Genomic DNA, 13,138 nt, shown 5'->3' with positions numbered 1-13,138 from the left:
TCTTGTTCCTGTTTTATCGCATTGACAAAATGGTATATCTGCCGGTTACTCTAGTAATAGAGCCACAAGGCAAAAACTATGGTGCCAGACAGGCGATCCTGTTGCAGTGCCGAACTAAAAGGTCTGTTCCCGATGCTAGACATCCGACTTGAGGACCCGGCGGTGGCCGGTCAAACCCTGCAGCAACAACTGCATCAGGGTCTTGTCGATGCGATTCTGGAAGGCCGTTTGCCGTCGCATGAACCGTTGCCCTCAACCCGCGATCTTGCCTCCGCGCTCAAGGTGTCGCGCAATACGGTTGTCCTTGTTTATCAACGGCTTCTTGATGACGGCTATTTGACGGCGGTCTGGCGTCGCGGGCACTTCGTCAATGAACAATATATCCGCCAGCAATTGCGACTGAGCGTGGATACACGCACCGCCTCGTTGTTTTCCAAGGAACGCGATCCTGATTTGTGGCGCCGCCATTTGCAGTTCCGCCCGTCTGAAGCCCGCAACATCGTCAAACCGGCCAACTGGCGGGATTTTCCCTTTCCCTTCATTTACGGGCAAGTCGCACCGGACAAGACCACCATTGCGCGGTGGCGCGATTCCATGCGGTTGGCGGGGTCGCTTGCACATTCGCAAAGCTGGGTTGGCGATCAGGTCGATATGGATGATCCGCAACTTCTTGAGCAGATCATCACCCGCATTCTGCCCCATCGCGGTTTGCGTGCCCATCCCGAACAGTTGCTGATCACCATCGGTGCGCAGAACGCGCTGTTTCTGGTCGGGCAGCTTCTGGCAGGGCGGGGACGCACGGTTGGCGTCGAAGATCCGGGCTATGTCGATGCGCGCAATATCTTTGCATCAACCGGGGCGAATATCTGTTCTCTGCCAATCGACAGCGAAGGGCTGGCCAACTCGGCAGTTCTGGCGGATTGTGACATGGTCTATACCACACCGTCACATCAATGCCCGACAAGCGTGACCATGTCGCTTGACCGGCGTCTTCAGCTTGTTGAACGCGCGCGCAAGGATGATTTCATCCTGGTCGAGGACGATTACGAGCATGAGCTGAATTACCTTGGTCATCAGCGTGCGGCGCTCAAAAGCTATGATAATTCAGGCCATATCATCTATATCGGCAGTCTGACCAAATTGATGTTCCCGGGGTTGCGTATTGGCTACATCCTTGCCGATAGCGAGCTGATCAAGGAACTGCGTGCACTGCGCCGCCTGAATTACCGCCATCCATCCGCCCAAGATCAGCGTGCCATGGCCCTGTTCATCGGCGAAGGGCATCTTGATGCACATCTTCGACGCACGCGAGATCGATTGTCGGAAAAATGGCAATTGATGCAAAATGAAATTGCCCGCCAATTGCCAGAGCTGCACGTAACGCCGACGACCGGCGGTTCCGCGGTTTGGATTACTTTGCCCGGTGACATGGACGCTTGGGCCGTGCACCGTGAGGCCGCCAAACGCGGGGTTCTTGTGGAACCGGGGGATGTGCATTATTGCGATGCCGACAGTGCCCCACGCAACCGTCTTCGGCTTGGTTTTGCCGTGATAGAGCGCGATCAGATCGCGCCGGGTATTTCCCAATTGCGTGACGCCATTATGGCGATCATGGCTGAAAACAGAAAAGGGACCGCCGCAGAGTAATCTGCATGGCGATCCCCGTGGCCCCAACTCCCCCGGAATCGGCTTGTGTCCCCCGCCAGCACATTACATCGGTGTGCCAAGAACCTTCTGCAGGATGGCAACCATATCGTCGATGTCCTGTTCTGTGCTGACGAATGCCGGGGCGAAAATGATCGCATCGCCGGTTGCCTTGACATGCAGGCCTTCGTCAAACAGCGCGCGCTGTGCCCAGCTTCCCTTTGCGCCCGGCGCATCACCCGGTGTCAGCTGAATGCCCGACATCATGCCATAGCCGCGAAGATCGCTGACATGGGGCAGGTTACGCAGACCAAACACACCATCAAGGAAGTGCGACGACAGGCTGTTGGCACGTTCGAACAGATTGTCATTGGCATAGATATCAAGCGCTGCGATCCCGGCGGCACAGGCCACCGGGTGGGCCGAATAGGTATAGCCATGGAAGAATTCCGGGCGGTCCGCATCGCCCGCCGCGTCAAAGACAGCGGCCTGAATTTCGGCACTGGTGGCAACCGCACTCATTGGAATAGCGCCATTGGTCAGTGCCTTGGCCATGGTGATCAGGTCCGGCTTGACTGCGAATGCCTGGGAGGCGAAAGCAGAACCTGTTCGGCCAAAACCGGTAATCACTTCGTCAAATACCAGCAAGATGCCGTACTTGTCGCAAATCGCGCGAAGCTTTTCTAGGTATCCTTTGGGGGGCACAATGGTGCCAATCGACCCGGCAATCGGTTCGACAAAGACGGCAGCAATGGTATCGCCACCATAGGTCTTGCAGATTTCTTCGAGATCATCGGCCAGATCGGCATCAGTTTCCGGCTGACCACGGGTGAACTTCTGTTCTTCGGTCCAGGTGTGGCGCATATGGACAACGTCACAGGTGATCCCCGAAAAATCACGACGGTTATTAACCATCCCGGCAAGCGACGTACCGCCAAGGTTGACGCCATGATACCCCCATGAACGCGATACAAACCGGGTGCGCTGCGCGTTGCCCGTGGCACGGTGATAGGCCAGACACATTTTCATTGCCGTATCCACCGCCTCGGAGCCTGAACCGGCAAAGAACACACGATCAAGCCCATTGGGCAGGATACCAGCCAGCTTTTCGGCAAACTCGAACGAAACAGGGGCTGCGCGCTGGAAATGTGGTGAGTAGTCCAGTGTGCTCAGCTGCTTGTAGACGGCATCGGCAATTTCCGGGCGTCCGTGACCGGCCGCACAACAAAACAAACCCGACGAACCATCCAGAATCTCGCGGCCTTCCGGTGTCCAGTATTTTACGCCTTCTGCCTTGGCAAACATCTGCGGTTCTTCGTGAAACAGACGGTTGTTGGTGAATGGCATCCAATGATTGGTCATGTTCGGTTTGGCGGACACGTTCATGCTGGCTCCTGTCGGCAAGAGTGCGGGTGTAAATGTTATGCTGCTAGCTAAACCGGTCATCTGACACAGCGTTAGTGCCACAACTCGACAATATTTAGGTCCAGATCGCCATGTGGCTCCATTAAAAGCGTCGATGTGGCTCTATTGCCATAGCAATCAGTGGCGTAATTCAGGTCTGTAACAACGAGGAATTTCATGGAACTGATCCTGTCTGGCATGATTGTCGCGGTCGCTGCCCTGTTTCGTGGCATCACCGGTTTCGGTTTTGCTTTGCTGGCCGCTCTTGGTCTGTCGACGGTGCTTGCTCCGGCAACTGCGACCGCGATTATTCTGGTTATCGACATTGTCCTGACGGGGCTGATCCTGCGCGACTTTGATCGGAACAAGGTCGACTGGCGGGCCTGTTCGATCCTGCTGAGTTTCGGGCTTTTCGGGGCGGTGCTTGGCCCATATGTCGCCTTTGCGCTTGATGACCAGACCATCCGGATCGCGACCAACCTTGCAATCGCGGTGGCAGCCTTGGTGGCCATGCTGCATCATCCGCCAAAATGGATGGGCCATTTTGTCATCGGGGCGCTTCTGGCCTGTTCGGTTGGTATCCTGATGTCGGGCTTTGCGGTTGGCGGTCCTTTGGTCGCCGCATGGCTTTTGGCGGGCGGAACGCAGGATGCGCGGGTCCGCAACACGCTTGCGATCTATTTTGGGTCGGTCGATGTGTTGGGATTTATCACCCGCGCTGCTGCGGGCATGTTGCCCAATGATTTCATCGCACTTGTCTTGCCGTTGCTGGTGATTGCCATGATCGCCTATTTCCCGGGCGAGATGATCTATCGCCGGATGTCGGCAACCACCTGGCGGCGTGTCTGTGCCATCAGTCTCGTTCTCATTGCCATTATCGGTTTCGCGCAGACCATCGCGGTTGGTCTGTGATCCCTTAAATCAAAATTGCTTCCACCACCGGAGATATCCATGACCAAAACAGCACTCATTACCGGCGCAACTTCTGGCTTTGGGGCGGCAACGGCCCGCCGGTTCGTCAAGGAAGGTTGGAAAGTCATTGTCACCGGCCGCCGTGCCGAGCGCCTTGACGCTCTTGTCGATGAACTCGGCGGTGCCACGGTCGCCCATGCGCTGTGCTTTGATATTCAGGATGCCGATGCCATTCAGGTGGCGGTTGATGGTCTGCCTGCCGACTTCGCCGATGTTGATTTGCTGATCAATAATGCCGGGCTGGCATTGGGCACCGCACCGGCACAGGAATGCAAGCTGTCGGACTGGATGACAATGATCGATACCAACAACAAGGGGTTGGTGGCGATCACGCGTATCATGCTTGATAAGCTGATCGAACGAAAAGGGGCGATTGTTAATCTGGCATCGATTGCATCGAACTGGCCGTATCCGGGCGGCAATGTTTACGGTGCGACCAAGGCCTTTGTTCAGCAATTCTCGCTAGGCATTCGCTGTGACCTTGCGGGCACGGGTGTTCGTGTCACCTCGATCGAGCCGGGTCTGTGCGAAAGCGAATTTACCCTGGTTCGCACCGGCGGCAACAAGGAAGCCTATGACAACCTGTATCGCGGTGCCGATCCGATCCAGCCAGAAGACATCGCTGAAAGCATCTTTTGGGTGGCGAACCTTCCAGCACATGTAAACGTCAACTCACTTGAAGTCATGCCGGTCAGCCAAAGCTGGTCGCCATTCGCCATTCACCGCAAGGAAGGTTAGGCGTTCGATCAGAACCGGAAAGCCAAAGCTGCTTGTCGATTACATTGTATGGTATGGGGTGCAGGAATAACCTTTTAGCGCATAGGGATAATCGGTTATCCTGCAACACGTTCAGAGCCCCACAAATTGTGGCGCATCCCAAAGCTTGCATCCGATCAATGTGATGCCAGACGCCGTGCCGGATATGAAATGATCGATAAGCTCGAAATGTTTATGGTTCTCGCCCGCGAGCAGCATTTTGGACATGCTGCCGAAGAATGCGGTGTGACCCAGCCAACCCTTTCAAGTGCGCTGCGTCAGCTTGAAGACCATCTTGGCGTGGTATTGGTCAAACGCGGGTCGCGTTATCAGGGCCTGACACCCGAAGGTGAGCGTGTTCTGGAATGGGCGCGTCATATTGTCGGCAGCACACGTTCCATGCGCGACGAAATGCGCGCCATGCGCTTTGGCCTGACCGGGCAGGTGCAGATTGCCGTCATCCCGACCGCGCTTTCGATGGTCCATGAACTGACCACGCCGTTTCGTGAAAAACACCCCGATGTCAGCTTTGCGATCCTGTCGCGGACGTCGACGGAGATTAAGGCGCTCCTTGATGATCTGCAAATTGATGCCGGGATTACCTATCTTGATAACGAACCCCTCGGGCGGGTGACATCCATTCCGCTATATCGGGAACGCTACCAACTGGTGACCTCCAACCTTAAGGAGTTGGGGGACTACGAAGCCATCACGTGGCGTGAAGCGGCCAGCTTGCCCTTGTGTCTTTTAACGCCCGACATGCAAAACCGTCGCATCATTGATCAGCAACTCCACATGGCGGGTGCCAAGGTCAGTGCGACGCTTGAAAGTGACTCGATGATTGCCCTGTTCACCCACGTGCAAACAGGCAACTGGGCCAGTATCATGCCAGAAAAAATGGTGGAAAGCTTCGGGATGCGCGATCGTGTCAAAGCCATTCCAATCATCGAGCCCGATGCCAGTCAGACAGTGGGATTGATAGCGGCAAAACGTGAGCCTGCAACGCCGGTGGTTTCTGCACTTTTAAAGGAAGCAGCGCATATCTCTGAGCTGCAGACCGTTTGATAGGTTTTCCCTATCGCGTAACGGGATGGCTTTATTGAACAGCCACGCCGATTGGCGGAAAATAGCCGCAATAAAGAATAATTCTTCAACATGCTTGAGAGAGAGGCTTGCATGTCGGAAACGACCGAGGACCAAAACGTCCGCGTCGCTGCCATTTGTGATCAGTTGATCACTCTGGAAGGGCCGCTATTGCCAATTCTGCACGAGGTGCAGGAAGAGTTTGGCTTTATCCCCGATGGCGCGCTTCAGACCATTGCAAAGAAGCTCAATCTCAGCCGGGCGGAAGTCCATGGGGTGGCAAGCTTCTATCATGACTTCCGCGAAGAAAAGGCGGGCAAGCATGTCATCAAGATCTGCCGGGCCGAAGCCTGTCAGGCGATGGGGGCGGATGCGCTTGGCGACAAGGTTCGCCGTCACCTTAATGTCGATTGGTCGCAAACCACTGCTGATCGCAAGGTCACACTGGAACCTGTTTTCTGCCTTGGTCTGTGTGCCTGTGCGCCAGCCGCAATGATTGATGGCAAGGTTGTTGGCCGTGTCAGTGCGGATCGCATTTTGGAAAAGGTGGGATCATGAGCATCAAGGTTTACGTTCCGCTTGATTCCGGTTCTGTCGCATTGGGTGCCGATGACGTTGCATCCGCCATTGCCGCCAAGGCATCCAAATCCGGTGCTGATATCAAGATCGTGCGCAACGGCTCGTTTGGCATGTATTGGCTGGAGCCGATGGTCGAGGTTGAAACACCGCGTGGACGCGTTGCCTATGGCCCGGTTAGCACCGATGATATCGACACATTGTTTGAGGCTGACTTCCTGACCGGTGGTGATCATAAGCTTTATCTTGGCCGCACACAGGATATCCCGTTCCTGAAAAGCCAATCGCGCCTGACCTTCCAGCGCTGCGGCATCATTGATCCGGTATCGCTCGAAGATTATCGCGCCAATGAAGGCCTGACCGGTGTTGAAAATGCGCTCAAGATGACGGACGAGGAAATCGTCAAGGCCGTCACCGATAGCGGCCTGCGCGGGCGCGGTGGTGCCGGTTTTCCGACGGGCATCAAATGGAATACCGTCCGCGAAGCGCCAGCCGATCAAAAATACATCGTCTGTAACGCCGATGAAGGCGACAGCGGGACCTTTGCCGATCGCATGATCATGGAAGGCGAGCCGTTTGTTCTGATCGAAGGCATGATCATTGCCGGTCTCGCCACCGGCGCGACCAAGGGATACGTCTATACCCGTTCGGAATACCCGACCGCGATCGATGTCATGAACGAGGCGATCAAGGTCGCCCGTGCCGCCGGTGTTCTGGGCGATAATATCCTTGGATCCGGCAAGGCGTTCGATATGGAAGTCCGCATGGGCGCGGGCGCCTATGTCTGCGGGGAGGAAACATCCCTTCTGAATAGCATGGAAGGCAAGCGCGGGGTTGTTCGCGCCAAGCCGCCATTGCCTGCCCTTGAAGGTTTCCTTGGCCGACCGACCGTGGTCAACAACGTGATTTCACTGTGCTCTGTGCCTGTCATTCTGGAAAAGGGTGCGGAATACTATCGCGATTACGGTATGGGCCGGTCGCGCGGCACCATCCCGATCCAGATTGCCGGGAACGTCAAACATGGCGGGCTTTACGAAGTTGGCTTTGGCCTGACGCTGGGCGAAATTGTCGAACAGATCGGTGGTGGCACGGCATCGGGCCGCCCGATCAAGGCGGTTCAGGTCGGTGGTCCGTTGGGTGCCTATTTCCCCAAGGAACTGTTTGATACGCCTTTTGACTACGAAGAATTCATGAAGCGCGATGGCTTGATCGGCCATGCCGGTATTGTCGTGTTTGATGACACGGTCGACATGATGAAGCAGGCCCGCTTTGCCATGGAATTCTGTGCGATTGAATCGTGCGGCAAATGTACGCCATGCCGGATTGGCTCTGTACGCGGGACCGAAGTGGTCGACAAACTTGAACGTGGTGAAGAACCTGAATTGCAGCTCGAACTCCTGCGCGATCTTTGTGAAACCATGAAGTTCGGATCGCTGTGCGCGCTGGGTGGCTTTACGCCCTATCCGGTCTTAAGCGCACTGACCCATTTCCCTGATGACTTCAAGCCACGCGCGCTTGATATAGCTGCGGAGTGAAACGATGTCCTTGATCAAAGAAGTTGACTACGGAACCCCGGCGAAGAATTCCGAAAAGACCGTCACCCTGACCATTGATGGCAAGGATGTCACCGTGCCTGAAGGCACCTCTGTCATGCGCGCCTCGATGGAGGCCGGTATTCAGGTCCCTAAACTGTGTGCGACCGATATGGTCGATGCATTCGGATCATGCCGCCTGTGTCTGGTCGAGGTCGAAGGCCGTAACGGCACACCGGCATCCTGTACGACGCCAGCATCCGAGGGCATGGTTGTCCATACCCAGACCGAGCGGCTCAAGAAGATCCGCAAAGGCGTGATGGAGCTTTACATCTCTGACCATCCGCTCGATTGCCTGACCTGTGCGGCCAACGGCGATTGCGAATTGCAAGACATGGCAGGCGCGGTTGGCCTGCGTGATGTGCGTTATGGCTATGAGGGTGAAAACCACGTTCAGGTCCGCCAGAACGGTGAAGAAAACCCGCGCTATATGGCCAAGGATGAAACCAACCCGTATTTCACCTATGACCCGTCAAAATGCATTGTCTGTTCGCGTTGCGTGCGTGCCTGCGAAGAAGTGCAGGGCACCTTTGCGCTGACCATCGAAGGTCGCGGTTTTGAATCGCGTGTGTCGCCCGGCATGCATGAAAACTTCCTGGATTCCGAATGTGTATCGTGCGGTGCCTGTGTTCAGGCCTGCCCGACGGCAACGCTTCAGGAAAAATCGGTCATCGAGATCGGTCAGCCGGAACACTCGGTTGTTACCACTTGCGCCTATTGCGGGGTTGGCTGCTCGTTCAAGGCGGAAATGCGCGGCGAAGAACTTGTCCGCATGGTCCCCTATAAGGATGGTAAGGCCAACCGCGGCCATTCCTGTGTGAAGGGGCGTTTTGCCTATGGCTATGCCAGTCACAAGGACCGCATCCTGAACCCGATGATCCGTGAGAACGTTGACGATCCGTGGCAGGAAGTCAGTTGGGAAGAAGCGCTTCGTTTTACAGCCGACAAGTTCAAGGGCATTCAGGCCAAATACGGCAAGGGCGCGCTGGGCGGGATTACCTCGTCACGCTGCACGAACGAGGAAACCTTCCTTGTTCAGAAACTCATCCGTGCCGGTTTTGGCAATAACAACGTCGACACCTGCGCGCGTGTTTGCCATTCGCCGACCGGCTATGGTCTGAAAACCACGTTTGGTACTTCGGCCGGGACGCAGGATTTTGATTCTGTCGAACATACCGATGTTGTTATCCTGATCGGGGCCAACCCGACCGATGGCCATCCTGTCTTTGCCTCGCGCCTGAAAAAGCGTCTGCGCGAAGGTGCGAAACTGATCGTCATCGATCCGCGTCGTATTGACCTTGTGCGCTCCCCGCATATCGAGGCGGTCGCCCATATCCCGCTGCGTCCGGGGACGAACGTTGCGGTTCTGACATCGCTTGCCCATGTGATCGTCACCGAAGGCCTGTTTGACGAAGCGTTCGTGCGTGAACGCTGCGACTGGGATGAATTCCAGGATTGGGCAACCTTTGTTTCCGATCCAAAACACAGCCCCGAAGCAATCGCCGAGATGATCGGTGTTGATGCCCAGACCATGCGCACGGCCGCACGTGAATTTGCCACCGGCGGCAATGGTGCGATCTATTACGGTCTTGGTGTGACAGAACACAGCCAGGGTTCCACCACCGTGATGGCGATTGCCAACCTTGCCATGGCGACCGGTAATATCGGCCGTCCGGGTGTGGGCGTGAACCCGCTGCGTGGTCAGAACAATGTGCAGGGTTCGTGCGATATGGGATCGTTCCCGCACGAACTGCCGGGCTATCGCCATATTCAGGACAGCGCCACCCGCGATGTTTTCGAGGATATCTGGGGTGTCAAACTGGATGATGAACCGGGTCTTCGTATCCCCAATATGCTTGATGCGGCTGTCGAAGGCACATTCAAGGGCATCTATATTCAGGGCGAAGATATCCTTCAGTCAGATCCGGATACCAAACATGTGGCAGCTGGTCTGGCAGCAATGGAATGTGTGGTCGTCCACGACCTGTTCCTCAATGAAACCGCCAACTACGCGCATGTGTTCCTGCCCGGTTCGACCTTCCTTGAAAAGGATGGGACATTCACCAACGCCGAACGCCGCATTAACCGCGTGCGCAAGGTTATGACCCCGATGAACGGCTTTGCCGATTGGGAGGTTACCCAGAATCTTGCGCGGGCGATGGGGCTGGACTGGAATTACACCCATCCGTCACAGATCATGGCCGAAGTTGCCGCAACCACGCCAAGCTTTGCCAATGTCAGCTATGACCTGCTTGAAGAAAAAGGCTCGGTCCAGTGGCCTTGCAATGACACGGCCCCGGAAGGGACCCCGGTCATGCATATCGATGGCTTTGTCCGTGGCAAGGGCAAGTTTGTTGTAACCGAATATGTTGCGACGGATGAACGCACCGGTCCGCGCTTCCCGCTTTTGCTGACCACGGGACGTATCCTTAGTCAGTATAATGTGGGCGCGCAGACCCGGCGTACGGAAAACAGCACGTGGCATAAGGAAGACTTGCTGGAAATCCATCCGCACGATGCCGAACAGCGGGGCATTCGTGAAGGCGACTGGATCCGTCTGGCATCGCGGTCGGGCGAAACATCCCTTCGTGCCACCATTACCGACCGTGTCGCACCGGGTGTGGTTTACACGACATTCCACCATCCCGGCACGCAGGCCAACGTGATCACCACCGACTATACCGACTGGGCGACCAACTGCCCGGAATACAAGGTAACCGCGGTTCAGGTCTCGCCAAGCAATGGCCCGACCGAATGGCAGGTGGAATATGATCGTCAGGCCGAACAGTCGCGTCGGATCAAACCGCGCGTTGATGCCGCTGAATAGGATATCTGCCAGACACTGTGTTAGGGTCACCTGATCCAGTGTCTGGTATTTCCTGTCTGTCTCTGAAGTTTACAGTCAAAGAGTGAACCGCAATGGCACCTGACAAACTTGTCTACATGGCCAATCAGATCGCGACCTTTTTCAAGTCCCAGCCCGAGAATGAGGCTGCCGAAGGTGTCGCCAACCATATCAGCGATTTCTGGGAACCGCGCATGCGCAAGCAACTGTTTGACATGATCGCGGAAGGCAATGCCGACTTCCATCCTCTGGTTCTGAAAGCCGCACCAAAGATCCGGAAGGTCAAGGAAGACGCATGACGGCCAATCCATCTGAAAATCGCATTCTGGACGGGCGTGACGTTGATCTTGCGCGCGCCGTTTCAGGCGATGATGGCACTGATGATACCCCCATCATGTTGCAGCCGGAAGTTCCGGCTGCTTTGACATTCAATGGGCACTCCTATGCTGTGATGATGGTGTCGCCCCACAACCTTGAAGATTTCATGGTGGGTTTTGCCCTGTCAGAAGGAATTGCTGACAGTAGTTCCCAGATCACCCTGCGCGATGTGCGCAAGACCCTGCAGGGTTATGTGATTGAAGCAGACCTTCACGAGGATGTTTTTGATCGCCTTGCAGATCGTCAACGCACCCTTGAAGGCCGGTCCGGCTGTGGTTTGTGTGGTGTGCAATCGCTTGATGCTGTTGCGATGGACAAGATCGGGACGGTCACCCCATCTAGCCTGTCACAGGATGTCGTCTTGCGCGCGATTGATGCGCTTCCCGAACATCAGACCCGCAATCGCGAAGGTGGCGGGTTGCTGCATGCCAGTGCATTTGTTGATGGACGCGGCAACATCGTTGTGGTCCGCGAAGATATCGGTCGTCACAATGCACTCGACAAGGTGCTTGGCGCTGTGGCGCGGCTGGGGATTGATCCGGCTGGCGGTTTCGTTCTGATGACCAGCCGTTGTTCCTATGAAATTGTCATCAAGACCGTACAGTTTGGCGTAGGTGGGCTTGTAACGCTTTCGGGCCCCACCTTGACGGCAGTGAACCTTGCCCGAAAAGCGGGCCTTACCATGATTTGCCGTGAACGGCGCGGGCTGTTCCGCCGGTTTGCCTGACCGACCAATAATCTTCCCGAACTTGTAAATTTCCTTTGACTGCTTGTCTTAACGACAGGTGCACCTGCACATGTCCTTGGCGTGTGGGGTTTAAAGCTCCGTGTGTAAACAAAGGGAATTGCCATCGCGTGCGATACTTGTTATTCAAGATGTAAGTAAATATTACAAGACGATCCCGCACACGCCTGTGCCGACTGGTTCGGTACCTGCGGGATACGGCACGGGGATAAGGAAACCATGGCACTTTCAAAAACCGAATTGCGCGATGTTTTGTCAGGGATTTCAGGCATTTTGGTCACGCCCTATGATGACAATGGCGATGTCGCGCCCAAGAAGCTCATGCCGGTGATTGATCGTGCGCTGGCTGCAGGTGTTCATTTCCCGGTTGTGAATGGCAATACCGGTGAATTTTACGCCCTGACCACCGACGAGGCGATCACGATGGCGAAGTCGGTTGCCGAAATGCTCGATGGCCGTGCGCCGATGCTGGCCGGAATCGGTCGTGGTGTACGTGATGCCTGTGCGCTTGCAAAGGCCTCGGCCGAGGCCGGGGCAGAGGCGCTTATGATCCATCAGCCGCCGGACCCGTTTGTCGCCCCGCGTGGCGTGGTTGACTACATCAAACGTGTTGCTGACGCATCCGGTGGCCTGCCGATGATGCTCTATTTGCGCAACGATGCTATTGGCACCAAAGCAATCGCTGATTTGTGCGCGGTCGAAGGTGTTGCCGGGGTTAAATGGGCAACGCCAAACCCGATGAAACTGGCCGAGGCGATCAATGCCTGTGACCCGGATATTGTTTGGGTCGGCGGGTTGGCCGAAACATGGGCGCCGGCATTCTATGCCGTGGGCGCGCGCGGCTTTACATCAGGCCTGATTAATGTCTGGCCGGAACGTTCGATGGCCATTCACGCCGCCCTTGAGGCCAGTGACTACGCCACGGCACGCAAACTGATTTCCGAGATGAAGGCATTCGAGGATGTTCGGGCCGAGGAAATGAATGGCACGAACGTTACCGGCGTAAAGGCGGCACTCAAACTGCTGGGTGATGATTGTGGCGCAACCCGTCCGCCATCCGCCTGGCCGCTGACGGATGTGCAGCAGGAAAAACTGGCAAGCTTCATGAAGAGCAACGGGTTGATCGGCTAAGTCGAAGGGGTT

11 protein-coding genes are annotated in these 13,138 nt (G+C 55.9%); 10 read left to right on the top strand and 1 reads right to left on the bottom strand.

Annotation, left to right across the window (positions count from 1 at the left end; all coding sequences use genetic code 11):
- Positions 1-132: 132 nt before the first annotated feature.
- On the top strand, positions 133-1,647 hold the full coding sequence (locus tag AUQ43_RS19905) for a PLP-dependent aminotransferase family protein (RefSeq protein WP_062958045.1): 1,515 nt from the start codon (positions 133-135) through the stop codon (positions 1,645-1,647).
- A 63-nt stretch (positions 1,648-1,710) separates the two neighbouring features.
- Here the strand turns inward: AUQ43_RS19905 and AUQ43_RS19900 are convergent, their stop codons facing one another.
- Entirely contained in the window at positions 1,711-3,030 is a 1,320-nt protein-coding gene (locus AUQ43_RS19900) for an aminotransferase class III-fold pyridoxal phosphate-dependent enzyme (RefSeq protein WP_062958044.1), read from the bottom strand.
- 195 nt (positions 3,031-3,225) lie between these two features.
- Here AUQ43_RS19900 and AUQ43_RS19895 point away from each other — a divergent pair, with 195 nt between their 5' ends.
- The 9 genes from AUQ43_RS19895 (at position 3,226) to AUQ43_RS19855 (ending at position 13,126) form a co-directional block, all read left to right on the top strand.
- Positions 3,226-3,960, top strand: coding sequence for a sulfite exporter TauE/SafE family protein (locus AUQ43_RS19895; RefSeq protein WP_062958043.1), 735 nt, complete (start codon positions 3,226-3,228; stop codon positions 3,958-3,960).
- A 39-nt stretch (positions 3,961-3,999) separates the two neighbouring features.
- Positions 4,000-4,758 carry an SDR family oxidoreductase gene (locus AUQ43_RS19890; protein WP_062958042.1) on the top strand — a complete coding sequence of 253 codons (759 nt, stop codon included), beginning with the start codon at positions 4,000-4,002 and terminating at the stop codon, positions 4,756-4,758.
- Positions 4,759-4,947: 189 nt separating this feature from the next.
- Positions 4,948-5,841: a LysR family transcriptional regulator gene (locus tag AUQ43_RS19885; RefSeq protein ID WP_062958093.1), complete on the top strand. Its 894-nt coding sequence runs from the start codon at positions 4,948-4,950 to the stop codon at positions 5,839-5,841.
- Positions 5,842-5,952: 111 nt separating this feature from the next.
- Positions 5,953-6,417 (top strand): formate dehydrogenase subunit gamma, encoded by a 465-nt coding sequence (locus AUQ43_RS19880; protein WP_062958041.1) that lies wholly within the window; start codon positions 5,953-5,955, stop codon positions 6,415-6,417.
- Positions 6,414-7,970, top strand: coding sequence for an NADH-quinone oxidoreductase subunit NuoF (locus tag AUQ43_RS19875; protein WP_062958040.1), 1,557 nt, complete (start codon positions 6,414-6,416; stop codon positions 7,968-7,970). The genes AUQ43_RS19880 and AUQ43_RS19875 overlap by 4 nt, the downstream gene beginning before the upstream one ends.
- A gap of 4 nt (positions 7,971-7,974) precedes the next feature.
- Positions 7,975-10,854, top strand: coding sequence for a formate dehydrogenase subunit alpha (gene fdhF / locus AUQ43_RS19870; protein WP_062958039.1), 2,880 nt, complete (start codon positions 7,975-7,977; stop codon positions 10,852-10,854).
- A gap of 92 nt (positions 10,855-10,946) precedes the next feature.
- Positions 10,947-11,171 carry a formate dehydrogenase subunit delta gene (locus tag AUQ43_RS19865; protein ID WP_062958038.1) on the top strand — a complete coding sequence of 75 codons (225 nt, stop codon included), beginning with the start codon at positions 10,947-10,949 and terminating at the stop codon, positions 11,169-11,171.
- Positions 11,168-11,977: a formate dehydrogenase accessory sulfurtransferase FdhD gene (gene fdhD / locus AUQ43_RS19860; protein WP_062958037.1), complete on the top strand. Its 810-nt coding sequence runs from the start codon at positions 11,168-11,170 to the stop codon at positions 11,975-11,977. Before AUQ43_RS19865 ends, fdhD begins: the two co-directional genes overlap by 4 nt.
- Positions 11,978-12,214: 237 nt before the next feature.
- The gene (locus AUQ43_RS19855; protein WP_062958036.1) at positions 12,215-13,126 is read left to right on the top strand and encodes a dihydrodipicolinate synthase family protein; all 912 of its coding nucleotides are present in this window, start codon (positions 12,215-12,217) and stop codon (positions 13,124-13,126) included.
- Positions 13,127-13,138 lie beyond the last annotated feature (12 nt).

Source organism: Thalassospira sp. MCCC 1A01148, assembly GCF_001613795.1.
Lineage (GTDB): Bacteria > Pseudomonadota > Alphaproteobacteria > Rhodospirillales > Thalassospiraceae > Thalassospira.
Note: the sequence above shows the minus strand (reverse complement) of the source record. Positions and strands in the feature narration are given on the sequence as shown.

What these genes read in the sequence shown, in the direction of transcription:
- fdhD (WP_062958037.1), top strand. Translation starts at nt 11,168, where the DNA reads ATGACGGCCAATCCATCTGAAAATCGCATTCTGGACGGGCGTGACGTT.
- AUQ43_RS19885 (WP_062958093.1), top strand. Translation starts at nt 4,948, where the DNA reads ATGATCGATAAGCTCGAAATGTTTATGGTTCTCGCCCGCGAGCAGCAT.
- AUQ43_RS19905 (WP_062958045.1), top strand. Translation starts at nt 133, where the DNA reads ATGCTAGACATCCGACTTGAGGACCCGGCGGTGGCCGGTCAAACCCTG.
- AUQ43_RS19865 (WP_062958038.1), top strand. Translation starts at nt 10,947, where the DNA reads ATGGCACCTGACAAACTTGTCTACATGGCCAATCAGATCGCGACCTTT.
- AUQ43_RS19900 (WP_062958044.1), bottom strand. Translation starts at nt 3,030, where the DNA reads ATGAACGTGTCCGCCAAACCGAACATGACCAATCATTGGATGCCATTC.
- AUQ43_RS19895 (WP_062958043.1), top strand. Translation starts at nt 3,226, where the DNA reads ATGGAACTGATCCTGTCTGGCATGATTGTCGCGGTCGCTGCCCTGTTT.
- AUQ43_RS19855 (WP_062958036.1), top strand. Translation starts at nt 12,215, where the DNA reads ATGGCACTTTCAAAAACCGAATTGCGCGATGTTTTGTCAGGGATTTCA.
- AUQ43_RS19890 (WP_062958042.1), top strand. Translation starts at nt 4,000, where the DNA reads ATGACCAAAACAGCACTCATTACCGGCGCAACTTCTGGCTTTGGGGCG.
- AUQ43_RS19880 (WP_062958041.1), top strand. Translation starts at nt 5,953, where the DNA reads ATGTCGGAAACGACCGAGGACCAAAACGTCCGCGTCGCTGCCATTTGT.
- AUQ43_RS19875 (WP_062958040.1), top strand. Translation starts at nt 6,414, where the DNA reads ATGAGCATCAAGGTTTACGTTCCGCTTGATTCCGGTTCTGTCGCATTG.
- fdhF (WP_062958039.1), top strand. Translation starts at nt 7,975, where the DNA reads ATGTCCTTGATCAAAGAAGTTGACTACGGAACCCCGGCGAAGAATTCC.